Source organism: Amycolatopsis sp. NPDC051061 (assembly GCF_040682935.1).
Taxonomy (GTDB): domain Bacteria; phylum Actinomycetota; class Actinomycetes; order Mycobacteriales; family Pseudonocardiaceae; genus Amycolatopsis.
The window spans coordinates 177,167-199,220 of the sequence record NZ_JBFBBZ010000006.1 but is presented as its reverse complement, the minus strand read 5'-3'; the positions used below and the strand labels follow the sequence as shown (position 1 = coordinate 199,220).

Genomic DNA, 22,054 nt, shown 5'->3' with positions numbered 1-22,054 from the left:
ACGCGAACCAGCGCGGCACCGCACCGCCCGCGAGGACGCGTGGGATCAGCGGAGCCGCGCCCGCGTACACCCGGCCGAAGCGACGAGGAGCAGGTCGATCGCACGACGGCGCCAGAACGAGCCCCGGGTGACCGGGGAGGCGTGCACGTCGGCTGACATGGTCGCGATCCTGCCACAACCGAGTGGCGCGCGGCACTTCCGGCGTGCGCCGTTCCACGTCGTGGACACGCTCCGACCAGCCGGTTCGCCGTCTCACCCGGGCGGGTGCGCACGCGCGCGCTACGGCAGACAGAATGGGGTTCGTGAGCGAGCCGATCCAGTCCAGCGAACTTGACGACCTCGTGGTCCGGATGGCCGGTGTCGGCGTCCGCCGGGGGACCAACGACCTCCTCGCCGGTCTCGACTGGTCCGTGGAACTGGACGAGCGCTGGGTGGTGCTCGGGCCGAACGGCGCGGGCAAGACCACCCTGCTGCGCCTCGCCGCGGCCGAGCTGCACCCGACCACCGGTGAGGTCGACCTGCTCGGCGAGCGGATCGGCCGGGTCAACATCTTCGAGCTGCGCCCGCGCATCGGCTTCACCTCGGCGGCCATCGCCCAGCGCGTCCCGGGCGACGAGCTGGTCAAGGACGTCGTGGTCAGCGCCGGCTACGCGGTGCTCGGCCACTGGCGTGAGGCGTACGACACCCTCGACACCGCCCGCGCGACCGAGCTGCTCGAAGCGATGGGCATCGGCAACCTCGCCGAGCGCACCTTCGGCACGCTGTCCGAGGGCGAGCGCAAGCGCGCGCTGATCGCCCGCTCGCTGATGACCGACCCGGAGATGCTGCTGCTCGACGAGCCGGCCGCCGGCCTCGACCTGGGTGGCCGCGAAGACCTCGTCGCGCGGCTGTCCGCGTTGGCGCTCGACCCGGACGCGCCGGCGCTCGTGCTGGTCACCCACCACGTCGAGGAGATCCCGCCGGGGTTCACCCACGCGCTGCTCCTGCGCGACGGCCACGCGGTGGTCGCCGGCCTCGTCGACGACGTCATCACCAGCGAAAACCTCTCGAAGACGTTCGACCAGGACCTCGTGCTCGAACGCTCCGGGGATCGCTTCTTCGCCCGCCGTCGCTAAGCTGGCGCTTACCGGCCGGTAGCCTGCTGGCAGATCGTCAACGAGGAGGAGTCGGCGTGGGAGAGTTCGTTTCGCTGGAGGTCAAGGACGGCGTCGGCACGATCCGGCTCGACCGGCCGCCGGTCAACGCCCTGAACGCCCAGGTCACCGCCGAACTCGCGGAGCTGGCGAAGGAGGTCTCCGAGCGTGACGACGTCCGCGCGGTGATCCTCTACGGCGGCGAGAAGACCTTCGCCGGTGGCGCGGACATCAAGGAGATGGCGACCCGCACCTACCCGGAGATCGCGAAGTTCGGCGCGACCCTCACCGGCACGCTGGCCGCCATCGCGAACATCCCGAAGCCGGTCGTCGCGGCCATCACCGGGTACGCCCTCGGCGGCGGCCTCGAGCTCGCGCTGACCGCGGACCGCCGGGTCGCCGGCGACAACGTCAAGGTCGGCCAGCCCGAGATCCAGCTCGGCGTCATCCCCGGCGCGGGCGGCACCCAGCGCCTCGCCCGGCTGATCGGCCCGAGCAAGACCAAGGACATCGTCTACACCGGACGGTTCGTCAAGGCCCAGGAAGCACTGGCTCTCGGGATCGTCGACGAGGTCGTCGCGCCCGACGACGTCTACGCGGCCGCGCACAAGTGGGCGTCCCAGTTCGCGAACGGCCCCGCCGTGGCGCTGCGCGCGGCGAAGGCGGCCATCGACGGCGGTCTCGACACCGACCTGGCGAACGGGCTCAAGCTCGAGTCGCACCTGTTCGCCGCGCTGTGGGCGACCGAAGACCAGAAGAACGGCATGAAGTCGTTCATCGAAAACGGGCCCGGCAAGGCCACTTTCGAAGGGAAATGACGCCTTGACCGACGTGAACGACCCGGCGCCGCACCCGCACGCCACCGCCGAAGAGGTCCAGGCCGCCTGGGCCGACCCGAAGCTGGCGAACGTGCTGTACCACGACTGGGAAGCCGGCACCTACGACGAGAAGTGGTCGATCTCGTACGACGAGCGCTGCATCTCCTACGCCACCGACGTGTTCAACGCCGTCGCGGGTGACGACGGCCAGCCCTACCAGCACGCGATGGAGCTGGGCAGCGGCACCGGGTTCTTCCTCCTGAACCTGATGCAGGGCGGCGTCGCCAAGAAGGGCTCGGTCACCGACCTCTCGCCCGGCATGGTGCAGGTCGCGCTACGCAACGCCGAAAAGCTCGGCCTCGACGTCGACGGCCGGGTCGCCGACGCCGAGCGCATCCCGTACGAGGACAACACGTTCGACCTCGTCGTCGGGCACGCGGTGCTGCACCACATCCCGGACGTCCAGGCGGCGTTCCGCGAAGTGCTGCGCGTGCTCAGGCCGGGCGGCCGGTTCGTCTTCGCCGGCGAGCCGACGAAGATCGGCGACTTCTACGCCCGCAAGCTCGGTCAGTTCACGTGGTTCCTGACCACCCGGGTGACGAAGCTGCCCGCGCTGAGCGGCTGGCGGCGTCCGCAGGAAGAGCTCGACGAGTCTTCGCGCGCCGCCGCGCTGGAAGCCGTCGTCGACATCCACACCTTCGACCCGTCGGAGCTGGAGTCGTGGGCCCGTGGGGCCGGCGCCCAGGACGTCCGCGCGGTCACCGAGGAGTTCGCCGCGGCGCTCGCGGGCTGGCCGATCCGGACGTTCGAGGCCGCGGTGCCGCAGGAGAAGCTGACCGTCCGCTGGCGGCTGTTCGCCTACAAGCTGTGGCTGCGGCTGTCCGCCGTCGACAAGAAGCTGCTGGCGAAGGTGCTCCCGCGCGAGCTGTTCTACAACGTGATGATCACCGGGACCAAGCGGCCGTCCTGAATTGGGATATTCCTTCAGCCTCGGTGACGTCGCCTACCTGCGCTCCGGTGCGGGGACGGCGGCGCTCGCCGAGGTTTCTTCGTTGCCGCTGACCGATCGCATCGCGTCCGTGGCCGCTGTTCGCCGCCTGGTCGGCGAGGAACACGCGGCGGCCGTCCTGGAGACCGTGCTGCTGCGCCGGAAATCCGTGGGCAAACTGTCTGGTGAGGACTGGCTGTTCACGGCGGACGCACTCCAGCAGGCGAGCGCGTCGCCGGTCGCGCGGCACCGAGCTGCCCGCTTGGCCGGGCTCGACGTCCACGACGTCACCTGTTCCGTGGGCGCGGACCTCGTCGAGATCGCGCGGGTGGCGCGGGTGGCGCTCGGGTCCGACTTGGACCCCGTGCGGCTGGAAATGGCGCGGCACAACGGAATCACCGCCGGTGTCTCTTTCGGGCTCGCTCGCGCCGACGCGCTGCGCCCGGTCAGCCGGTCCGGAGTCGTCGTCGCGGATCCGGCTCGTCGTGACTCCGCCGGACGGCGAGCCTGGAAACCGGCGGACTTCGCGCCGCCGCTGGACGGGCTGGTCGCGGCGTTCCCAGGGCGCGCGCTGTCCGTGAAGTGCGCGCCCGGGCTGGACTTCGCGCTCACGCCGTGGGCCGACGAGGTCGAGCTGGTCTCGCTCGACGGCCAGGTCCGCGAGTCCTGCCTCTGGCGGGGGCTGGGCACCGGCGTCACCCGGCGGGCGACCGTGCTGCGCTCGGACGGGACACAGTGGACGGTCACCGACGCCGAACCGGACGAATTGCCCACCCGTGAGCCGGGGGAGTGGATCGTCGACCCGAACGGCGCCGTCGTCCGGGCCGGGCTGGTCCGCCACTACGCGGCGCGCCACGGGCTGTGGCAGCTGGACGAACGCATCGCGTACCTGACCGGCGACGCACCGCCACCGGATGTGCGCGCCTTCCGCGTCCTGGAGCACGGGCCCTACAGCGAAAAGTCCTTGAAAGCCGTCCTCAAGCGACACGACGTCGGACGGCTGGAAATCCTCGTGCGCGGCCTGGACGTCGACCCGGATGCCTTGCGGCGGCGGCTGAAACCCCGTGGCGCCGCGGAAGCGTCGGTCGTGCTCACGCGGATCGGCCGGTCTCCGGTGGCTTTCCTTTGCCGCGCCGAAAGGTGAACGGAAACTTTCGAGGGGTGGAACTCCGGGTGAACGTGACGTAGGTTCCCCGGGTCGTCAAGTTTCCCTGGAGGGTTCGCCGTGTCCGGAAAATGGTCAGGTCTCGTCAAGCTCGCCGCCGCCGCGGCCATCGGCGCCACCGTCGCCTCGGGGGCCACCGCGCTGGCCGGCTCGGACGACGCGACCGCCGCCCGCTCGAAGGAGCCGGCCAACATCGGGCAGGTCAAGCTCGACGTCAAGGCCTACTACGGCGATTACCTCGACGCCGCCGGCAAGCACCACTACTCCGACACCAGCCGGTTCGTGAAGGACACCAACCGCGTGGTCACGGACGCGAAGCGCTACCTGCAGCAGCAGTTGGGCCGCGTGAAGAACCCGGCGATCGTGCTGGACGTCGACGACACGGCCGAGGTCACCTACGGCTGGGAAGCCGACAACGACTTCGGCTTCGACCCGGTCAAGCAGCAGCAGGCCATCGACAACGGCACGTTCGTCTCGAACAAGCCGGTGCTGGAGCTGGCCAACTGGGCCGTGCAGCACGGCGTCAAGGTGTACTTCCTGACCGGCCGCAACGAGCTGCAGGGGCCGCAGTCGCTGAAGAACCTGGCCAACGAGGGTTACCCGGCCCCGGCCGGCGCGTTCTTCAAGCCGAAGGTGACCGCGCCGGACTACCTGCCGTGCGGGCTGACCTGCACCACCGTCCAGTACAAGTCGGGCACGCGGGCGCACATCGAGGCGATCGGCGCTCACATCGTTCTCAACGTCGGTGACCAATTCAGCGATCTCGAGGGCGGCTACGCGCAGCACCCGACCAAGCTGCCGAACCCGATGTACTACCTGCCCTGATTCTCCGGAATAACCACCGGGTCCCGGGTGCTGCTCCCAGTACACGACTTTTTCGAGGAGCTGACATGCCGGAGAAGAAGGTGCTGGTCCCGGGCCCGGACCACCCGATCACCGTCGAGCCGACCAAGGCGCGCGTGGTGGTCAAGGCGGGCGGGCGCGTGGTGGCGGACAGCCGCAACGCGCTGACGCTGCAGGAGTCGAACTACCCGGCGGCGCAGTACATCCCGCGGGCGGACGTCGATTTCAGCGTGCTGGAGCGGACCGACCACGAGACGTACTGCCCGTACAAGGGCGACAGCAGCTACTACAGCCTGAACGTCGGTGACGTGCAGGCGGAGAACGCGATCTGGACGTACGAGAAGCCGTACGACGCGGTCGCGGCGATCAAGGACCACGTCGCGTTCTACCCGAACGTCGTGGACTCGATCGAGCTGGTCGAGGACTGAGCTGGACCTCGATCTGCTGAGGACGTTCCTGGCCGTCCACCGGGCGGGATCGCTGACCGGTGCGGCGCCGTCGCTGGGGTTGTCCCAGCCGACGGTGACCGCGCAGGTCAGAGCCCTCGAAGAAGAGCTCGGGCGGCAGCTGTTCGTCCGGCGCGCCCGCGGCGTCACGCCGACCCCGGCCGCCGACGAACTGGCCGCACGCGTCGCCCCGCACGTCGACGCGCTTTCTTCCTTGAGCGTGGGCGAGGTCGACCCCTTCGCCGCGCCGGTGCACCTGGCCGGGCCCGCGGAGCTGACTTCTCTCCGGGTGCTGCCCGCGCTGACGGATCTGGTCGCTTCGGGGTTGAAGCTGCGAGTGACGTTCGGCCTGGCCGACGACCTGCTGGCAGGTCTGGCGCAGCGCCGGTTCGACCTGGTGGTGTCGACGATCCGCCCGCGTGGCCGGGGTCTCACGGCGATGCCGCTGACCGACGAGGAGTTCGTCCTGGTCGGCCCACGCGGCTTCACCGGCGACCCTCGTACCGCGCCGCTGGTGGCTTACGCCGAGGACCTGCCGATCATCCGCCGCTACTGGCGTTCGGTGCTCGGTGTCCGGCCACCTGCTGGACCTGCTGTCGTGGTGCCGGACCTGCGTGGCGTTCTCACGTGCGTGCTGGCCGGGTTCGGCGTGAGCGTGCTCCCGCGCTACCTGTGCGCGGCCGAGCTGGCTTCGGGTTCGCTGATCGCTTTGCTGGACCCGGAGGAACCGCCGATCAACACGCTGTTCGTGGTCTCTCGCTCGGAACCCTGCCAGGCGGGGCCCGCGGCGGTGCGGGACGCACTGCTCGCGGACGCCGCCCGGTGGTGACTCAGCCGGTGTAGCCCGCGAAGATCTTCGCGAACTCGTACTTCGACTGCGGAACGTTGGTGCACTTGTAAAGCGCGCCGGTGCACGCGTTGGCGTCGCGGCCGGCTTCCCAGAACGACAGCATGCCCAGGTGGACGGTCTTGGCGAAGGCGACGAGGGCCTTCGCGTCCTTCTGGTAGAAGATCTCGTTCTGCGAGTCGTTGACCCCGATCATCGGGGTCACGCCGACCTTCTTCCACGCCGCCGCGTCGCTCAGCCCGTAGAGGGACTTGAGCTGCGCCTGCGTGGCCTTGGCCGCGGAAATCGCTTTCGCGCCCTGGTCGCCGGCGCCCTGGTAGTAGTCCATCGCCATGATGTTGACCAGGTCGAGGTTCACGCCGGCGTCCTTGGCCACCTTGACGACGTTGAGCCCGTTCGCGTCGAGCCCGGTCGGCAGCGCCGGCAGCGTCAGCGAAATCTTCAGGCCCGGGTTGTTGTTCTGGAGGGTCTTCAGGGCTTGAGAGCGGCGAGCGATCGACGTCGGGTCCGCGACGGCCGCGCCCTCGATGTCGAAGTCGGCGTACTTGAGGCCGTACGCCTTGACGACGGCGTCGTACTCGGCCGCGACCTGCGCGGACGTGCTGCACGCCTGGGCCAGCTCGATGCCGGACGCGCCGCCGAAGGAGATCTTGACGTCGCCGCCGGCGTTGCGGATCTTGGTGATTTCGTCTTTCTGCCAGGCCGTGCGCGGGTCGTAGGCGCCGAACCAGCTGGCCTTGCAGCCGTAGGAGTTGACGAAGGCGAGCGTGAAGCCCTTGATCCCGCTGGCGGCGGACATCGCCGAGAGGCTGGGCGAGGGCCAGGCGCCCATGTCGACGTAGGGCCCGACGGGGATGGGCGACCCGGCGGCGGCTTCGGCGGGGGCGCCGAGCCCGGTGCTCACGAGCGCTAAGCCGGCCAGCCCGGCCAGCAGGGAACGGAGACGCATGGTGGAACCTCCACGACGACGAGCGCGGCGGCGGGGACTTCCGGACCTAATTGGTATAGACCATTAATGTGGTCCGGACCATAGGCCGAACGGGCTACCTGCGTGACCCGCGGTAACCGGTGGACGGACGGCCTAGACTTCCGGTGGTGCTGATCACCACGGAACGGCTCACGCTCCACGAGTGGGCCGAGGAGTACTTCGACGACTTGTTCGCGCTGGCCCGGATTCCGGAGACGGTCCGGTATGTCGGAACCGGCAAGCCGTGGACCCACGAGTACACGCTCGCCAAGCACCGGGCCACGCTCGCGCACTGGGCTTCCCACGGGTACGGCTGGTTCGCGGTCTCGGCGGCCCCGGGATCGTTCGACGGAGTGGTGTCCCTGGTCCACCGCAGCCCCACGGAGTCCGGCTTGGGCTCGCCGGCGGTGGAGATGGGCTGGTGGATAGCGCCCTCGGGCTGGGGCCACGGTTACGCAACCGAGGCGACGACGGCGGTGCGCGACCACATCTTTTCGGCCGGCTTCGCGGATCGCCTGCTGGCGGTGTACGAACCGGCGAACAAGGCGTCGGCGCGGGTGGTGGAGAAGCTGGGATTCACCCCGTACAGCCGGTTCACGCTGGACGGAAGGGTCGAGCAGCGGGCGGTGCTGGACCGCCCGCGCTGACCGCTCCACAGGGTGGCCCGGATGTGGACAACTGAGGTGCTTACCGAGCGATCGGGCCGGTTTCGACCTACCCCACCGATAGACTGGAGCCGGGGACGCCCCCCAAGGGAAGGGCGGGGGGTGCCGTATCGCCGATCCAGCGGTGCACCGCCTCCGCCAACCCCTCGTCGCCCGAGCCCGGCGTGCCCATCCAAGCCACATGCCCATCCGGCCGCAGCAGCACCGCGTCGACGTCCGAAGTGGACGGACTCGCCGCCACGACCACCTCCACCGCCGCCGCCCAAGCAGCCAAAGACCCCGTCAGATCCAGCAAAACCGGCCGTCCCGAGTGCAGCAAGGCGGCCAGGTGCGTCTCGACCGAACCCACCACCAACGGCACATCCGGCGCCAACCGCCCGAGCCAAGGATGCCCACCCGGCTCGTAACACGCGTCCAGCCCCGTGATGATCTCCGCCAGCGCCCGGTTCCCCGCCGGGTGCGCCGCGACCCGGCGCATCAGGTCGGCGAGCGGCTCGTCGGCGGCCTCATCCAGCGCCACCTGCGCCTGCGTGTTCGCCAGGATCCGCGAACCCGCCGCATGCCGCTCGGCGTGATAGGTGTCCAGCAACCCCTCCGGCGCGGTCCCCAGCACTGTCGCCGCGAGCTTCCAGCCCAGGTTGAACGCGTCGTCCAAAGCCACGTTGACCCCGATCGCCCCGGCCGGAGGATGGATGTGCGCCGCGTCGCCCGCCAGGAGCACCCGGCCTTCGCGGTAGTGCGTCGCCAAGCGCGCCGCGTCGCCGAAACGCGTCAGCCAGCGCGGCGAACGCAGCTCGACGTGCCGGCCGAGCACGGCGTCCACCTGCGCCTGGAGCCGTTCGAGCGTCACGGGCGCGTACTTGTCGGCCGGCGGGTCGTCCTCCCGCACCACGATCCGGACGTACCCCGCCCGCGGGATGACGAACACCGTGCGGCCGTCCGGCCCGGCCGAAACCCCGTACGGCAGCTCGCATTCGACGTCGCCGAGCAGCGCGTACCAGCGCGCGTCGACGCCCGGGAAGCCGATCCCGGCCTGCTTGCGCACCGTGCTGCGCCCACCGTCGCAGCCCACCAGGAAGCGCGCGGAGATCGTGCGGCCGAATTGTCCATTGTGGACAAGAGAGGAAACGCTTTCCGGATTTTGCGTGAACGAACGCAGCTCGTGCCCCCGCAGGATTTCGACGCCGAGGTCGGCGGCCCACCCCTCCAGGACCTCTTCGACGCGAGTCTGCGGAATTCCCAGTGAGAACGGGTGATCGGTCGCCGCGCCGTCGAGCAGCAGCGGGCCGGGTAGTCCGGTGACCGGTGCGTGCGGCACCTGATGGCCTTCGGCGACCAGGCCTTCGGCCAGTCCGCGACGGGCCAGCAGGTCCAGCGAGCGCGAGTTGAGGTTGAAGCCGCGGCAGTACGGCGGCCGCGAGGGATGGCGTTCGACGATCGTGGTGCGGACGCCGGCCAGCGCGAGCTCCGCGGCCACGAACAGGCCGGCCGGGCCGGCGCCGGCGACGAGAACATCGGTATCGAGCACGAGTTTCCCCTCAGAAGTGGTCGGGCCAGGGCAGGGAGCCGGAGCGGATTTCCGCGGCGGTGGCGCGGGCCCAGTCGAGCTCGGCCTGCCACGCGTGCCTTACGAACTCGACTTCGATCATGAACAACCGCGGCGCCCCCTTGCCGACGGTCTCCTCGAGTGCGGTGTTCGCGCCGTCGATGCGGTCGGCGAGGTGGCGGGCGCGTTCCTCCAGCGCGTCGGCGGCGCGCTCCGGACCGAGCGCGCCGAGGTAGCTCACCGCCGCGACGAACTTCGGGTACTCCGCGACCGGCTGACGGACCAGCTCGTCGAGCCACGCGATGAACTCCTGCCGCCCGAGTTCGGTGTGCGCGTAGACGGTCCGCTCCGGCCGGTTGCCTTCCCGGACCGTCTCGACGGGCTCGATCCAGCGGTGCTTCGCCAGCGACTCGACGGTGTCGTAAAGCGAGCCAGGATTGATCTTGAAGCTGCTGTCCTTGAAGCGCTCGCGCAGGGTGGACGCCATTTCGTACGGGTGCATCGGGCGTTCCAGCAGCAGGCCGAGCAGGGCCAGCGCGAGGGTGTTGCGGATCTTGCGAGGTGGCACTAGTCGCTCCCTATTAGTCGGAACCGACTATACGATGTCCGTCAAGTCAGGTTGCCGACGCAGGTGTGCAGCAGGTCCGCCAGATAGCGCCGCTGGTCGGCCGACAGGTCGCCGAGCATCTCTTCCTCTACTTGCGTGACCAGCTCCTCGGCGGCGCGCAGCTTCGCGTGGCCGGACGCCGTCAGCGCCACCGGCCGCGCCCGGCCCGTGCTCGCCTGCTCGGCCACGGTGACCAGTCCCGCCGAACGCAGCCCGCCCAGGACGTCCCGCAGCGACTGCCGGGTGACGAACGTGATCCGTGCGAGCTCGGCCGACGACGCGCCGGGGTGGTCGTCGAGCGCGCGCAGTACGGCGTACTGCGACATCGACAGCTCCAGCGGCCGCAAACGGTCGGTACAGGCCTGGTTCGGTGCCTGCTGGGCGCGTTTGAGGCCCGCGATCCGCAGCACGGGCGCCAGCGACGGCCCGGTCTCGGTGTGCGTCTGCCGGCCGGTGCCCGAAGCGAAGGACGCCGTCACCGTGCGGGACGGGGTGTATGACGCCGCAGCGTGGCGACAGCGCCGTCGACCGTCACCGTCCGGGTCGTCGCGCCGGCCGGCGCGACGGTCCCCGCCAGCCGAGCGAGCGCCTCAGAACTTCGTGTTCTCCCGCCAATGCCGGAACAGCTCCGCGTTGCCGGAAATCGTCAACAGCGGGTCGTCGGCGGCGATGCGCCTGGTCAGCGCCAGGAGCAGGTCGGCGGCGCGGCCCGCGACGACGACGTCGGCGTCGGCGTCGGCGTCGGTCTGCTCGCGACTCACCTCGACGCCCGACGGCGTCCGCCGCGCCACCCAGGCCAGCTCCGGCGCGGTGGTCCGGAACGACAGCGTCTCGCCGGTGCCCCGCAGCGCCGTCCGGTCCATCGCCGGGTGCTCGAGCCGCGAGAAGACGGCCACGAGGTCGAGGCCCTCGGAGATCCCGTCCGCGGCGAGGTCGCCGTCGACGTCGAACGGCGCACCGGTCGCGAACGCCGCGTCCGCGCGGTGGACGACGGTCTCGTGGGTGAGCCGGCGCGTCCAGAACCCGGCGCGGCGATCGGGCGTCCAAGTGGACGTCAGTGTCTCGGGGCCGATGTCGGTCACGGCCTCGACGAGCTGCTCCGCGCCGTCGACGAGCCAGTCGCCGAGACCGTCGAAGGCGGGCGGATCGTCGACGGTGACGGCGTCGAACGGCACGTACCCGGTGGGCCGGCTCGCGATGATGGCGGCGGACTTGTGGTAGGCCAGCCCGACGTGGCAGGTCAGGTCGCGCAGGGTCCACTCGGGGCACGTCGGGACGCGCATCTCCGGGTCGGCGCCCTCGATCGCCATCCCGAACAGCTCGGCCTCGGCGACGAGCGCCTCGGCCAGCCGGTCGTGGCTCAAGGATTTCACGCGGCCAACATAGTCCGGATCAAGGCAGCCGTGGGGGCGTTTTTCAACCACCCCGGAGGTCGATCTGCTCCGACTCCCGCAACCGCGCGGCGCGCGTCAGGAGGTACCGCTGTTCCGAGGTGTTCGTGGTCCGCGCGGCCGCGGCGTCGTAATGCCGGACGGCGCCGGCGATGTCCCCGGCCAGCTCCAGCAGGTGCGCGCGGACGGCGTCGGGCCGGTGCCCGCCCAGCTCGAGGGTCTCCAGCAAGGCGAGCCCGGCGGCGGGCCCGTGCACCATCGCCGTCGCGATCGCGCGGTTGAGCGTCACGACCGGGTTGTCCGTCAGCCGCTCCAGCAGCCGGTAGGTCGAAAGGATCCGGTCCCAGTCGGTGTCCTCGACGCGCGGCGCGATGTCGTGCGCGGCGGCGATCGCGGCCTGCAGCCGGTACTCACCCGCGTCGCCGAGGGCGAGCGCCTCGGTGACCAGCGCGACGCCCTCCCGGATCTGCGCGCGGTCCCACCTCGTTCGGTCCTGCTCGGCCAGCGGCACCAGTTCGCCGGACGGCCCGGTCCGGGCGGGGCGCCGCGCGTCCGTGAGCAGCATCAACGCCAGCAGGCCGGCGACTTCGCCGTTTTCCGGCAACATCGCGTGCAGCAGCCGGGTCAGCCGGATCGCCTCGCCGGACAGCTCGGTGCGGTGCAGGCGGCCGCCCGCGCTGCTCGTGTAGCCCTCGTTGAACACCAGGTAGAGCACGTGCAGGACCGACCGCAGCCGGGCTTCGCGCTCTTCGGCCGCGGGCAGCCGGAACGGCACGTCCGACGCCTTGATCCGCGCCTTGGCCCGGGTGATCCGCTGGGCCATGGTCGCTTCGGGGACCAAGAACGCCCCGGCGATCTCGGCCGTGGTCAATCCGCCGACCGCACGCAGCGTCAGCGCGATCGCCGACGCGGGCGTGAGCGCCGGGTGGCAGCACAGGAAGAGCAGGACGAGGGTGTCGTCGCGATCCGGGACATCCGGCGGCGGTGGTTCGAGGGCCGCCGTGTCCTCCCGGCGGCGACGCGCCTGGTCGCTGCGGAGCTGGTCGGTCAGCCGGTTGACGGCGGCCTGGAGCAGCCACCCGCGCGGGTTGTCCGGCAGCCCCTCGGACGGCCAGTGCCGCGCGGCCGCGAGCAGCGCCTCCTGCACGGCGTCCTCCGCGGCGCCGAAGTCGCGGAACCGCCGCGCGACGACGCCGAGGACCTGCGGCGCGAGCGTCCGCAGCAGGTCCTCGACCCCAACGCCTGCCATCAGGCGGGCGCGCTCATCACCTGGCGCACCTCGATCGGCTGCCCGATCGGCGCGCCGCCCGGCCCGGGTGCGGCCGAGGCCTTGGCCGCGATCTCCAGCGCGCGTTCCTCGCTCTCGACGTCGACGACCCAGTAACCGGCCAGCAGCTCCTTGCCCTCCGGGTACGGCCCGTCGGTGACCACGGGGCTGGTCCGGCCGTCGGAGACGACCGTCTTCGCCAGGTCGGGCCCGGCCAGGCCCTGCGCGTCGACGAGCTCGCCCTTGTCCCGCAGCTCGGCGTCGAGCGCGTGCTGGAAGTCGATGTGCGCGCGGATGTCCTCCGGCGGCCATTCGCCCATCGGCAGGTCGCAGGCGGTGCCTCCGCTGTAGCTCATCAGCAGCATGTACTTCGCCATGATCGGCTCCTTTCCGCGCCCCGGCGGCGCGTTCACGGGAAAGGACGGAGTCCGGCCCGAGGTCTCTACATGGTTCGCCGATTTTCCGACCAAATTTTCGCGAGGCGCTTCGGCGCCCGGCACAACCAGGCCTCGACCAGCACTTCTTCGAGCGTGGGCAGGTCGATCCGGTCGAGTTCGACGAGGATCGCGGGGAAGCCGCGGAAGTGCGGGGTCGTGAAGAAGACGGCCGGATCGTCGGCGATCAGCGCGTCCTTGACGCCGACGTCCGGCACGTAGGCGCACAGCACCGGCCCGGTGGGCGCCCGCGCGCCGAGCGCCTCGACGTCGCCCTTGCGCAGCGGGCGCACCCAGGCGAAGCCCTTCTTACCGATTTGCCAGGCCAGATGCCCGCGGGAGCTGTCCTCGACGACCTCGGGCAGCCCGCGCGCGATCCGGCCGGCGTCGTCCCAGCCGGCCACGGAGATCAGGATAATCGCGAAAGTGACCGGGGGACTGAAACGCGCTCGGTTGGGAGTTTCCGTCGTCTTCGCCGTGTGCGGTGCGGCGTTCGCGACCTGGCTGGCCCGGGTGCCGGCGGTTCAGGAACACCTGGGGCTGACCACCGGCCACCTGGCGACGGGGCTCTTCGGCCTCGCTCTGGGGTCGGTGGTCGCGCTGGTGGGCGCGGGGGCGCTGCTCACCCGGATCGGCAGCCGCGCGGCCGTCGCGCTCGGCGCGGCCGTGCTGTGCGGCGGGCTGCCGCTGGTGGCGTTCGCGTGGTCCGCGCCGGTGTTCGTCGCCGCGCTCGTGGTGCTCGGCGTGGGCAACAGCCTGCTCGACGTCGCGATGAACGCCCACGCGGCCCGCGTCGAGGAGAGCTACGGCCGCCCGATCTTCGCCGGCTTCCACGCGTTCTGGAACATCGGCGGCCTCGCGGGCTCCGGCGTCGACGCGCTGATGGAGGCTCTGCACGTCCCGGTTTCGGTGCACTTCCCGATCGCGGGCGCGGTGCTGCTCGCGCTGGCGCTGTGGGGCCGCGCGCTGTTCCTGGCCGGAGCCGACCGCGGCCAGGGCGACGCGGCGTTCGCGTGGCCGAGCCGGGCGCTGGCACCGCTGGGCGTGATCGCGTTCTGCGGGTTCGTCGCCGAGGGCGCGGTCAACAGCTGGAGCGCGGTGTACCCTCGCGGACGTCACCGGCGCGACGCCCGCGCTCGCGTCCCTGGGCTACTTCGCCTTCTCCGGGACGATGATCGCGGTCCGCCTGGTCGCCGACCGCGTGGTGGCGCGCACAGGCGCGGTGCGTTTCGTCCGCGTGGCGACCACGGTCGCGGTGCTGGGCTTCGCCGTGGTCCTTTTCGCGCCATGGCCGCTCGCGGTGGTGTCCGGCTTCGCGGTGGTCGGCCTCGGCGTGGCCGGGATCGTGCCGATCGCGTGGAGCGTGGCGAGCCGAAAGCAGGCGGACGCGCCGGGACGCGCGGTGGCCGCCGTCGCCGCGTGCGGGTACCTGGGCTTCCTCGTGGAGCCGGTGCTGGTGGGAGCGCTGGCCACGCGGATCGGACTGCACTGGGCGTTGTCGTCGGCGGTCGTGGTCACTTTCGCGATCGTATTTCTGGCGCCTTCGCTGCGGGTGCGCGAAGGGGCGCTCACGCGCTGAGGGTCTCGCGCAGCAGCCGCTGGACGGCCTTCGTGTCCCCATCCACGGTCACCCGCCCTTCTCCGATCGCCGCGTCCAGGTCGGACGGTACTTCGAGCAGGGCGTTCAACGTCGGCGGATCGGTCCGGATCGTCGCGTCCGGGCTGACAGGCTCGCCCGGCTCGACCGTCAGCCGGCCCGGCTCGGTGCGGATCGTCCACACGCGGCTGTCCAGTTCGACGCGGTAGCAGGCGGCCGACCGCGGGCGGGCGAAGCCGCGGAGGAACAGCAGCACCGACGTGGTGCCGAGGTGCGCCTCAGGGGGGAGGGAGAGGCGGCCGCCCCACGTGCCCAGCGCCAGCACGATCGGCTCCAGCTCCCGGCCCCACTCGGTGAGTTCGTAGACAGTCGAGCCCGCCGGCGGCGGTAGCTTCCGGCGGGTCACGACGCCGTGGCCTTCGAGCTCGCGAAGCCGGTCGGTGACCAGGTTCGAGCTGGCGCCCGGCAGCGCGCGGCGGACGTCGGAGAAGCGCTGCGGCCCGAACAGCAGCTCGCGCACGACGAGCAGGGCCCAGCGTTCCCCGACGACGTCCAGCGCGCGGGCGATGGTGCAGGCGTCCGCGTAGCTCCGGTTCGTCGACATGGTTCTAATTTACAACTTCGAGGTTGTTTTTAACAACTAGAGCGGCGTACGGTGGCCACGGAGTCGACAGGAAGGAACTGCCATGGGCAACCCGGTCGTGCACTTCGAGATCATCGGCACCGACCCTGCGCGACTGCGCGGGTACTACGGCGAGCTGTTCGGCTGGGAGTTCGACACGTCGGGACCGGTGTCGGACCAGGTGTCGGAAGCCGGCAACTACGGCTTCGTCGAAACGGACGGCATCCCGGGTGGCGTCGGCGGCGGCGCGGCGCACGAGAGTCACGTCGTGTTCTACGTGGGCGTCCCGGACGTCGCGGCGGCGCTGACCGAGGCCGAACGCCTCGGCGGAACGCGCCGGATGGGCCCCTACCGCGCGCCCGGGCGGGACCTGGTGGTCGCCCACTTCACCGACCCCGAAGGCAACCTGATCGGGCTCGCCGGACCGGCGTGACGACCGTTCAGTCGTCCGGCGTCGTGCCCTGGACGTCGGCGCGGCAAGCCTCGAGGAACCGGTCGCCGGCTTCGCTGATCCCCGTCAGCACGCGGTTGAGGCTGGCCCGCTGCACCGCGGTCTCGCCGGAGTCCAGTTCGGCGAGGACGTCGTTCACGCCGTTGCGAGCTGTTTTCCACAGTTCCTTGCCGCGCCGGCGTGGCTCTTCCGTACCGAACAAGGCCACCTGATTGTGCGCCTTGCGCAGATCGTTGCGCCGTTCGCGCCACCGGGCCTCGATCTCGTCGCGGTTCTTCGGCAACTGGACGAACTCCGACCGGATCAGCTGGAAGGCCTCCTCGCCGGCGTTCGACATGCCCGCGTAGGCCTTGACCCGTTCGTCACGCAGCCAGTTGGCGTGCTCGGCCGCACGCTTCTGGGCCTCGGCGCGCCGGGTCGCCTTCAGCTTGCGGCCCTCCACGAGCGTCGTGGTCAGCATCGTGAGCACAACGCCGCCGAGCGTGGCTCCCACGGTGATCAGCTGCGTGGTCGTCCCCGAGTCCATGGCTGGATTGTTCCAGGACCCTCGAGCTGGGTTTGACCTCGACCGTGCTGGAGCTTCAAGACTGGGGTCATGACGATCTGGATCTGCGGAACCTGCGGGGTCGAGCACCCCGACACCGACCGGCCCCCGGTCGGCACCTGCGCGATCTGCGCCGACGACCGCCAGTGGGTGCCCGCCGCCGGCCAGGTGTGGACGACGCTCGACAAGCTCTCGGCCGGCGGCCACGAAGTCGTGCACGAGGAGCTGGAACCGGGGCTGCACCGGTTCAACCGCGAACCGCCGTTCGGCATCGGCCAGTGGACGCACCTGGTCCGGACCGCCGAGGGCAACCTGCTGTGGGACCCGCCGAACCACCTCGACGCGGCGCTCGCGGCCAGGATCGAGGAACTCGGCGGCGCGGCGGTGATCGTGGCCAGCCACCCGCACATGTACGGCTCCCAGGTCAGCTGGAGCCACCGGCTCGGCCGTGTCCCCGTGCTGGTGCACGCCGCCGACCGGCAGTGGGTGCGGCGCGAAGACCCGGTGCTCCGGGAGTGGTCCGGCACCGAGCGGGTCCTGCCCGGCGTGACGCTCGTCGAGGCGGGCGGGCACTTCCCGGGCGCCGCGGTGGCCCACGTCGCCACGGAAACCGGCGGGTTCCTGCTGGTCGGCGACACGATGGTGCCGGTGGCGGCGGCGGGCTGGGTGACGTTCATGCGCAGCTACCCCAACAAGATCCCGCTGTCGGCGCCCCTGGTGCGGCGGATCGCGGATCGGCTCGAGCCGTACGAGTTCGACCGCCTCTACGGTCTCTTGGGCGGCAAGATCCTGGACGACGCCAAAGGCGCGGTCCGCCGGTCGGCCGAGCGCTACATCGGGTGGGTCAGCGGCGCGAACGACCACCTCGGCTGATGCCTGCGGCGTCCCCCGTCAGCCACGTCGGCGCGTGTTGAGCCGGGCGGCCTGCTGCGTCAAATGATCGCGCTCCGCGAGATTGGGCGCTTTTCCGGCCGCTTCGGCGTACAGCCGCGCCGCCGTCGCCAGGTCGCCGTCGCGTTCGTGGAGGTATGCCGCCACCGCCGTGTGCCGGGGCAGCGTGTCGTCGAGCTTCGCGAGGGCCGCCAGCCCCGCGCGTGGTCCGTCGGCCTCGCCCACCGCCACCGCGCGGTTGAGCCGGACGACCGGGCTGTCGGTCAGCTGCGCGAGCTCGTCGTACCACTCGACGATCTGCACCCAGTCGGTCTCCTCGGCGGTGGGCGCGTCGGCGTGCAGGGCCGCGATGGCCGCCTGGGCCTGGAACTCGCCCAGCCGGTCGCGGGCGAGCGCCTTCTGCAGGATCGCGACGCCCTCGGCGATCGCCGAGGTGTCCCACCGGCCGCGGTCCTGCTCGGCGAGCGGCACGAGCCTGCCGTCGGCCGCGATCCGCCCGGCGCGCCGGGCGTGGTGGAGCAGCATGAGCGCCAGCAGCCCCGCGACCTCGGGGTGGTCGATCGCGGCCGCGAGCTGCCGGGTCAGCCGGATCGCTTCGGCGGCCAGGTCGACGTCGCCGGAGTAGCCCTCGTTGAAGACCAGGTAGAGGACACGCAGCACGGTCGCGACGTCACCGGGCTGGTCGAACCGCGCCTGCCCGACCGTCCGCTTGGCCCGGCTGATGCGCTGCGCCATGGTCGCTTCGGGGACCAAATAGGCCTGCGCGATCTGGCGGGTGGTCAGTCCGCCGACGGCGCGCAGGGTGAGCGCGACCGCCGAAGACGGCGTCAGCGACGGGTGCGCGCACAGGAAGTACAGCTGGAGCGTGTCGTCCGCGGTGGCCGCCGGGCCGGGCTCCGGCTCGACGTCGACGAGGTCCTCCCGCCGCCGGCGCGCGGACTCCGACCGGGCGGCGTCGAGGAACTTGCGCCAGGCGACCGTGACCAGCCAGCCCTTCGGGTCGCGCGGCGGGTCGTCCGGCCAGACGCGGAACGCCTCGAGCAGCGCGTCCTGCACGGCGTCCTCGGCCGACGCGAAGTCGGCTCCCCGCCGCACGACGATGCCGAGCACGTGCGGCGTCAGGCTCCGGAGCAGGACCTCGTCCACTTTTCACCCGACCTTTTCGGCCAGCTCGACGATGATCCCCGCGGGGCCGCGCAAGTAGCAGAGCCGGTAGCTGTCCTCGTACTGCGCCACCTCGCCGACGAGCTCGGCGCCGTGTCTCCGCAGGCGGCCGACGACGTCGTCGATGTCCGCCACCTCGAACAGGATGTGCCGGAGGCCGGGCGTGTTCGCCGGCGCGGCCGGGTCGCCCGCCGGGCCCTCGGGCGTCCGGTACTTGATCAGCTCGAGGCAGCCGTGGCCGTCCGGGGTCCGCATCATCGCGATGTCCGAGCGGACGCCGTCGAGCCCGTTGATGAGGTCGACGACGCGGCCCTCGACCGTCATCTCGCCCTCCAGCTCCAGCCCGAGCTCGGCGAAGAACGCCTTGGCGGCCGGGAGGTCGCTGACCACGACGCCGATGTGCTCGAGCCGCGCCAGCACGCGGGTGTCACTCATGGTGGTCTCCTTCTCAGGCGTGCTGACGTTCTTTCTGCTGCTGGATGAGCTCTTCGACGGCGCTGGGCAGCGTCGTCTCGAAGTCGATCAGCTTGGCCCAGGTCGGCGTGATCACGATCCGGACCATGCCGTCGTAGAGCGACCGCACGCCCTTCTCCCACTCCACGCGCTGCTCGGGTGTCATCTCGTAGGTGCCGTTGAACTGCAGGTACTCGTCCGGGATGCCGTCGACGACGTCCAGCTCGACCGTGCCGCGGATCAGCAGGATCTTCGGCGGGTGCACCTCGGTGTCGATCGTCAGGGCGACCGCCGGGTTGCGGCGCAGCGCCGGCAGCTTGGCGGCGTTCTTCGCGGTGCACAGGACGATCTGCGAGCCGTTCCAGGTGAACCCGATGGGGATCGAGCGGGGCGTGCCGTCGAGCGCGGTGTAGGCCAGCCGGGTCAGGTCCCGGGCCAGCAGCTCCTGGCTGAACGGGCGGTTCAGGATCTCGTCGATGGTGGTCTGCTGCATGGCGGTCTCCTCGTCGGATCGGCTGTGGTTCATGCCGGGGACGGAGTCGCGGGCGTCGTCTCGACACGACCAGAACGTGACCTGGGTCACTCCGTGATCGTGGGAGTCGAGCCGAAGAAAGGACGCAGCTCGAGCCATTCCGCGACCGGCTTCCCGCCCGCTCCCGGCGCGGCCGACAGCTCACCGGCCAGCTCGAGGGCGCGCTCGTAGCTGTCGACGTCGATGATCGTCCAGCCGGCGATGAGGTCCTTGGTCTCGGCGAACGGGCCGTCGGTGACCGGCGGGCGCCCCTCGCCGTCGAACCGGACCCAGGTTCCCCCGGAGGCGAGCGCCCGGTGCTCGACGAACTCGCCGGTCTCCTCGAGCCGTTTCCCGAAGTCCTCCATGTACTTCACGTGCGCCGAGATCTCCTCCGGCGTCCACTGGTCCATGGGCACGTCGTTGCCGGAAGCCGGGGCGCCGCGGTAGTGCTTCAGCAGCAGGTACTTGGCCATCGTCGTTCTCCTCGGTGCGGGTGCGGCCCATTTTGGCCGCGGCCGGCCCGGGGACGCAGCCGATCGCGCGTTCTCGACATCGCCGCCCCCAAGATTTCAGTCAGGCCGTCGGGCGGCCGGCTCCGGCGTAGTCGTCGCCGTCCTTGCGGTAGGAGTGCACCTGCACGGCCTGGCCGGTCTGCGGCGCGTCGATCATCTGCTGGTTGCCGATGTAGAGGCCGACGTGGTGGATCTTCGTCGCCGGCTCGCCGTAGAAGATGAGGTCGCCCAGCTGCGGATCGGTCACGTGCGAGACGCTCCGGAACTGCGTGTCGGCCGTGCGCATCAGCTTGACGCCGGCGCTCCCGTAGGCCGCCGTCGTCAGGCCGGAGCAGTCGAAGCCCGGGTCGTTGCCGCCGGTGCCGTTGCCGCCCCAGATGTAGGGGAGGCCGATCTTGTCGATGGCGAAGTTCACCGCGCTCAGCACCGCCGGGTTCGGCGCCGCCGAGCCCTGGCCGACCGTGCCGTAGACGTTGACCGTGGCCAGCGTCCGGTGCAGCAACAGCGGCGCCGACTGCAGCTTCGCGACCGAGTCCCACCACGGCTGGCCTTGGGACAGGTCGGTGCCGCCGTCGCACAGCGCGCGGCCGGTGGTCAGTGCGGCGTCGTCGATGTTCTGGACATCGGGCTTCCCGCCCGCGTAGCTCGCCTGGTACTTCGCCCAAATCGCGGGGGAGACCTGCATCGGCCCGGCGGCGTTCGCCGTCGAGACGACCTTGTTGTAGAAGTCCCGCACCTCGATGGTGCCGAGCGGCTTGTCCAGCACGCCGGTAGTGCCGAGCTGGCTGCCCTGCGCGCGGCCGTGGTCCGTGGTCACTTTTCCGACCGCGGCCAGCGTCACCCACGACAGGTGGCAGCCCGGGACGTCCTTGCCGATTTTCGTCGTCGCCTTCGCGTAGCCGACCATCGCGCGCAAGGGGACGTCGAGCCACTGACTGGTCTTGGACGCCCAGGCGTCGAACTCGCTCGCCTCGGGCACCTTCGGCGGCGCCAACGTCTGCGGGGGCGTGGTCGTTTTCGGGACGGACGTCGACTGCCTGACCGTCGCGGCGGCGTTCGTCGTCTCCTGCTGCTTCGGCGCGAACTGGACGCCGACGACGAGCGCGGCGGCGACCACGACCACCGCGGCCACCACGACGGCGGCCTTACGGCGCCGGGGTTCGGCCTCCTCCGCCGGCGCGGCCTCGGGCTCTTCGATCGGCACAACCTCGGGCTCGTCGCTCACCGCGCGGCTCCGGTCAACCGGTCGAGGACGAAACCGCGCAGGCCGTCGAGGTCGGTGTCCATCGCGACCTCGATCGGGCGCCCGGGCGTGAACTGCGGATCCTCTTCGCCGAGCCTTCGCCGGTCGACGAGCGTCTGCCCGCGCGCCGGGCCCAGCCCGCAGTCGACGTCGACGCGGTAGGTCTCGGTGCGCAGGATTCCCGGCGAGATCGCCTCCGCGACCGCGACGGCGTCGTGCATGACCATCCGGTCTTCGCCGAACACACGCGTGTAGTGCTGCCGGTAGGTGGACGTGAGGCCTTCGAGGGTGGCGCCGATCGGCCCCGACGCCGCGAGCTTCGCCAGCCAGTCGCCGTCGACCGCGCAGCGGTGGGTCAGGTCCAGCGGCACGAGCACGATCGGGACGTCCTCCTCGACCAGCACCCGGCGGGCCGATTCGGGGTCGCTCCAGATGTTGAACTCGGCGGCGGTGGTGCTGTTGCCGAAGGTCACCCCGCCGCCCATGATCACCAGCCGCGCGATCTTCGCCGCCGCGCCCGGGTGCGCCGCGAAAAGCGCGGCGATGTTGGTCAGCGGCCCGATCGGCGCGATGGTCACCGGATCTTCCGACGACTCCAGGATGTCGAGCATCAGGCGGACGGCGTCGCGCTCTTCGAGGGGCCGGGTCGCCTCCGGCAGCGTGTAGGAGTGGCCCGACAGACCGTCGCCGCCGTGGACCTCCTTGGCGTCGCGCGGCTTCGAATAGACCAGCGGCCGCGCGGCCCCGGCGGCCACGGGCACGTCGGTGCGGCCGAACAGCTCCAGCAGCCGGCGCGCGTTCGAGGTCGTGCGGTCCAGCGGCACGTTGCCGAACACCGACGTCACGCCCAGCAGTTCGACGTCCGGAGACAGCGCCGCCAGCGCGATCGCCAGCGCGTCGTCGACGCCCGGGTCGGTGTCGATGATCAGCTTCGTGCCCATCCAGC

The 22,054-nt window shown here is 71.1% G+C and carries 29 protein-coding genes; 11 read left to right on the top strand and 18 right to left on the bottom strand.

Annotated elements, in window-relative coordinates; genetic code table 11:
• Window positions 1–302: 302 nt before the first annotated feature.
• The 7 genes from AB0N03_RS10760 to AB0N03_RS10730 all read left to right on the top strand — a co-directional run bounded on the left by AB0N03_RS10760 (window position 303) and on the right by AB0N03_RS10730 (window position 6,222).
• On the top strand, window positions 303–1,115 hold the full coding sequence (locus tag AB0N03_RS10760) for an ABC transporter ATP-binding protein (RefSeq protein ID WP_364368623.1): 813 nt from the start codon (window positions 303–305) through the stop codon (window positions 1,113–1,115).
• A 56-nt stretch (window positions 1,116–1,171) separates the two neighbouring features.
• Window positions 1,172–1,951, top strand: a complete 780-nt coding sequence (locus AB0N03_RS10755) for an enoyl-CoA hydratase-related protein (protein ID WP_364368620.1) — start codon at window positions 1,172–1,174, stop codon at window positions 1,949–1,951.
• A 4-nt stretch (window positions 1,952–1,955) separates the two neighbouring features.
• Window positions 1,956–2,921, top strand: a complete 966-nt coding sequence (locus tag AB0N03_RS10750) for a class I SAM-dependent methyltransferase (RefSeq protein ID WP_364368617.1) — start codon at window positions 1,956–1,958, stop codon at window positions 2,919–2,921.
• A 1-nt stretch (window position 2,922) separates the two neighbouring features.
• Complete coding sequence (locus tag AB0N03_RS10745; RefSeq protein ID WP_364368614.1) at window positions 2,923–4,083, top strand: class I SAM-dependent methyltransferase; 1,161 nt, start codon at window positions 2,923–2,925, stop codon at window positions 4,081–4,083.
• Window positions 4,084–4,164: 81 nt separating this feature from the next.
• Window positions 4,165–4,929 (top strand): HAD family acid phosphatase, encoded by a 765-nt coding sequence (locus AB0N03_RS10740; protein ID WP_364368611.1) that lies wholly within the window; start codon window positions 4,165–4,167, stop codon window positions 4,927–4,929.
• A 65-nt stretch (window positions 4,930–4,994) separates the two neighbouring features.
• The gene (locus AB0N03_RS10735; RefSeq protein WP_364368608.1) at window positions 4,995–5,375 is read left to right on the top strand and encodes a DUF427 domain-containing protein; all 381 of its coding nucleotides are present in this window, start codon (window positions 4,995–4,997) and stop codon (window positions 5,373–5,375) included.
• Between the two features lies 1 nt (window position 5,376).
• On the top strand, window positions 5,377–6,222 hold the full coding sequence (locus AB0N03_RS10730; RefSeq protein WP_364368984.1) for a LysR family transcriptional regulator: 846 nt from the start codon (window positions 5,377–5,379) through the stop codon (window positions 6,220–6,222).
• A 1-nt stretch (window position 6,223) separates the two neighbouring features.
• Here the strand turns inward: AB0N03_RS10730 and AB0N03_RS10725 are convergent, their stop codons facing one another.
• A complete protein-coding gene (locus tag AB0N03_RS10725; RefSeq protein ID WP_364368605.1) occupies window positions 6,224–7,189 on the bottom strand; it encodes a chitinase in 966 nt (321 codons plus the stop codon).
• A 146-nt stretch (window positions 7,190–7,335) separates the two neighbouring features.
• Here AB0N03_RS10725 and AB0N03_RS10720 point away from each other — a divergent pair, with 146 nt between their 5' ends.
• Entirely contained in the window at window positions 7,336–7,854 is a 519-nt protein-coding gene (locus AB0N03_RS10720) for a GNAT family N-acetyltransferase (protein ID WP_364368602.1), read from the top strand.
• A 67-nt stretch (window positions 7,855–7,921) separates the two neighbouring features.
• On the opposite strand, the gene AB0N03_RS10715 is transcribed toward AB0N03_RS10720, so the two are convergent.
• From AB0N03_RS10715 to AB0N03_RS10675, 9 genes are all read right to left on the bottom strand, one after another.
• The gene (locus AB0N03_RS10715; protein ID WP_364368599.1) at window positions 7,922–9,400 is read right to left on the bottom strand and encodes an FAD-dependent monooxygenase; all 1,479 of its coding nucleotides are present in this window, start codon (window positions 9,398–9,400) and stop codon (window positions 7,922–7,924) included.
• A 10-nt stretch (window positions 9,401–9,410) separates the two neighbouring features.
• Window positions 9,411–9,986, bottom strand: a complete 576-nt coding sequence (locus AB0N03_RS10710; protein ID WP_364368596.1) for a PadR family transcriptional regulator — start codon at window positions 9,984–9,986, stop codon at window positions 9,411–9,413.
• A gap of 41 nt (window positions 9,987–10,027) precedes the next feature.
• On the bottom strand, window positions 10,028–10,435 hold the full coding sequence (locus tag AB0N03_RS10705) for a MarR family transcriptional regulator (RefSeq protein WP_364368981.1): 408 nt from the start codon (window positions 10,433–10,435) through the stop codon (window positions 10,028–10,030).
• Between the two features lie 180 nt (window positions 10,436–10,615).
• A complete protein-coding gene (locus AB0N03_RS10700) occupies window positions 10,616–11,398 on the bottom strand; it encodes a maleylpyruvate isomerase family mycothiol-dependent enzyme (protein WP_364368593.1) in 783 nt (260 codons plus the stop codon).
• A gap of 43 nt (window positions 11,399–11,441) precedes the next feature.
• Window positions 11,442–12,665, bottom strand: coding sequence for a sigma-70 family RNA polymerase sigma factor (locus AB0N03_RS10695; protein WP_364368590.1), 1,224 nt, complete (start codon window positions 12,663–12,665; stop codon window positions 11,442–11,444).
• On the bottom strand, window positions 12,665–13,060 hold the full coding sequence (locus AB0N03_RS10690) for a YciI family protein (protein WP_364368587.1): 396 nt from the start codon (window positions 13,058–13,060) through the stop codon (window positions 12,665–12,667). Before AB0N03_RS10690 ends, AB0N03_RS10695 begins: the two co-directional genes overlap by 1 nt.
• Before the next feature lie 65 nt (window positions 13,061–13,125).
• Window positions 13,126–13,521, bottom strand: coding sequence for an MmcQ/YjbR family DNA-binding protein (locus tag AB0N03_RS10685; RefSeq protein ID WP_364368584.1), 396 nt, complete (start codon window positions 13,519–13,521; stop codon window positions 13,126–13,128).
• A gap of 120 nt (window positions 13,522–13,641) precedes the next feature.
• Complete coding sequence (locus AB0N03_RS10680; protein WP_364368581.1) at window positions 13,642–13,869, bottom strand: hypothetical protein; 228 nt, start codon at window positions 13,867–13,869, stop codon at window positions 13,642–13,644.
• Window positions 13,870–13,920: 51 nt separating this feature from the next.
• A complete protein-coding gene (locus AB0N03_RS10675) occupies window positions 13,921–14,202 on the bottom strand; it encodes a hypothetical protein (protein WP_364368578.1) in 282 nt (93 codons plus the stop codon).
• A gap of 59 nt (window positions 14,203–14,261) precedes the next feature.
• On the opposite strand from AB0N03_RS10675, the gene AB0N03_RS10670 reads away from it, so the two are divergent.
• Window positions 14,262–14,696, top strand: coding sequence for a hypothetical protein (locus AB0N03_RS10670; RefSeq protein ID WP_364368978.1), 435 nt, complete (start codon window positions 14,262–14,264; stop codon window positions 14,694–14,696).
• Here AB0N03_RS10670 and AB0N03_RS10665 read toward each other — a convergent pair.
• Window positions 14,686–15,318, bottom strand: coding sequence for a winged helix-turn-helix transcriptional regulator (locus AB0N03_RS10665; protein ID WP_364368575.1), 633 nt, complete (start codon window positions 15,316–15,318; stop codon window positions 14,686–14,688). The genes AB0N03_RS10670 and AB0N03_RS10665 overlap by 11 nt on opposite strands.
• Window positions 15,319–15,400: 82 nt before the next feature.
• On the opposite strand from AB0N03_RS10665, the gene AB0N03_RS10660 reads away from it, so the two are divergent.
• Window positions 15,401–15,769 carry a VOC family protein gene (locus AB0N03_RS10660; protein ID WP_364368572.1) on the top strand — a complete coding sequence of 123 codons (369 nt, stop codon included), beginning with the start codon at window positions 15,401–15,403 and terminating at the stop codon, window positions 15,767–15,769.
• Window positions 15,770–15,776: 7 nt separating this feature from the next.
• Here AB0N03_RS10660 and AB0N03_RS10655 read toward each other — a convergent pair whose 3' ends face one another.
• A complete protein-coding gene (locus AB0N03_RS10655) occupies window positions 15,777–16,313 on the bottom strand; it encodes a hypothetical protein (protein ID WP_364368569.1) in 537 nt (178 codons plus the stop codon).
• A 69-nt stretch (window positions 16,314–16,382) separates the two neighbouring features.
• On the opposite strand from AB0N03_RS10655, the gene AB0N03_RS10650 reads away from it, so the two are divergent.
• Window positions 16,383–17,204, top strand: coding sequence for a hydrolase (locus tag AB0N03_RS10650; RefSeq protein WP_364368566.1), 822 nt, complete (start codon window positions 16,383–16,385; stop codon window positions 17,202–17,204).
• Window positions 17,205–17,222: 18 nt separating this feature from the next.
• On the opposite strand, the gene AB0N03_RS10645 is transcribed toward AB0N03_RS10650, so the two are convergent.
• The 6 genes from AB0N03_RS10645 to AB0N03_RS10620 all read right to left on the bottom strand — a co-directional run bounded on the left by AB0N03_RS10645 (window position 17,223) and on the right by AB0N03_RS10620 (window position 22,049).
• Window positions 17,223–18,368: a DUF6596 domain-containing protein gene (locus tag AB0N03_RS10645; RefSeq protein WP_364368564.1), complete on the bottom strand. Its 1,146-nt coding sequence runs from the start codon at window positions 18,366–18,368 to the stop codon at window positions 17,223–17,225.
• Window positions 18,369–18,371: 3 nt separating this feature from the next.
• The gene (locus AB0N03_RS10640; RefSeq protein WP_364368561.1) at window positions 18,372–18,821 is read right to left on the bottom strand and encodes a VOC family protein; all 450 of its coding nucleotides are present in this window, start codon (window positions 18,819–18,821) and stop codon (window positions 18,372–18,374) included.
• Window positions 18,822–18,834: 13 nt separating this feature from the next.
• Window positions 18,835–19,332, bottom strand: coding sequence for a pyridoxamine 5'-phosphate oxidase family protein (locus tag AB0N03_RS10635; RefSeq protein WP_364368975.1), 498 nt, complete (start codon window positions 19,330–19,332; stop codon window positions 18,835–18,837).
• Window positions 19,333–19,418: 86 nt separating this feature from the next.
• Window positions 19,419–19,826 (bottom strand): YciI family protein, encoded by a 408-nt coding sequence (locus AB0N03_RS10630; RefSeq protein WP_364368558.1) that lies wholly within the window; start codon window positions 19,824–19,826, stop codon window positions 19,419–19,421.
• A 100-nt stretch (window positions 19,827–19,926) separates the two neighbouring features.
• Window positions 19,927–21,063 (bottom strand): C40 family peptidase, encoded by a 1,137-nt coding sequence (locus AB0N03_RS10625; protein WP_364368972.1) that lies wholly within the window; start codon window positions 21,061–21,063, stop codon window positions 19,927–19,929.
• A gap of 23 nt (window positions 21,064–21,086) precedes the next feature.
• Window positions 21,087–22,049: a nucleoside hydrolase gene (locus AB0N03_RS10620; RefSeq protein WP_364368555.1), complete on the bottom strand. Its 963-nt coding sequence runs from the start codon at window positions 22,047–22,049 to the stop codon at window positions 21,087–21,089.
• Window positions 22,050–22,054 lie beyond the last annotated feature (5 nt).

What these genes read in the sequence shown, in the direction of transcription:
- AB0N03_RS10735 (WP_364368608.1), top strand. Translation starts at nt 4,995, where the DNA reads ATGCCGGAGAAGAAGGTGCTGGTCCCGGGCCCGGACCACCCGATCACC.
- AB0N03_RS10725 (WP_364368605.1), bottom strand. Translation starts at nt 7,189, where the DNA reads ATGCGTCTCCGTTCCCTGCTGGCCGGGCTGGCCGGCTTAGCGCTCGTG.
- AB0N03_RS10695 (WP_364368590.1), bottom strand. Translation starts at nt 12,665, where the DNA reads ATGGCAGGCGTTGGGGTCGAGGACCTGCTGCGGACGCTCGCGCCGCAG.
- AB0N03_RS10690 (WP_364368587.1), bottom strand. Translation starts at nt 13,060, where the DNA reads ATGGCGAAGTACATGCTGCTGATGAGCTACAGCGGAGGCACCGCCTGC.
- AB0N03_RS10665 (WP_364368575.1), bottom strand. Translation starts at nt 15,318, where the DNA reads ATGTCGACGAACCGGAGCTACGCGGACGCCTGCACCATCGCCCGCGCG.
- AB0N03_RS10660 (WP_364368572.1), top strand. Translation starts at nt 15,401, where the DNA reads ATGGGCAACCCGGTCGTGCACTTCGAGATCATCGGCACCGACCCTGCG.
- AB0N03_RS10655 (WP_364368569.1), bottom strand. Translation starts at nt 16,313, where the DNA reads ATGGACTCGGGGACGACCACGCAGCTGATCACCGTGGGAGCCACGCTC.
- AB0N03_RS10650 (WP_364368566.1), top strand. Translation starts at nt 16,383, where the DNA reads ATGACGATCTGGATCTGCGGAACCTGCGGGGTCGAGCACCCCGACACC.
- AB0N03_RS10640 (WP_364368561.1), bottom strand. Translation starts at nt 18,821, where the DNA reads ATGAGTGACACCCGCGTGCTGGCGCGGCTCGAGCACATCGGCGTCGTG.
- AB0N03_RS10635 (WP_364368975.1), bottom strand. Translation starts at nt 19,332, where the DNA reads ATGCAGCAGACCACCATCGACGAGATCCTGAACCGCCCGTTCAGCCAG.
- AB0N03_RS10630 (WP_364368558.1), bottom strand. Translation starts at nt 19,826, where the DNA reads ATGGCCAAGTACCTGCTGCTGAAGCACTACCGCGGCGCCCCGGCTTCC.
- AB0N03_RS10620 (WP_364368555.1), bottom strand. Translation starts at nt 22,049, where the DNA reads ATGGGCACGAAGCTGATCATCGACACCGACCCGGGCGTCGACGACGCG.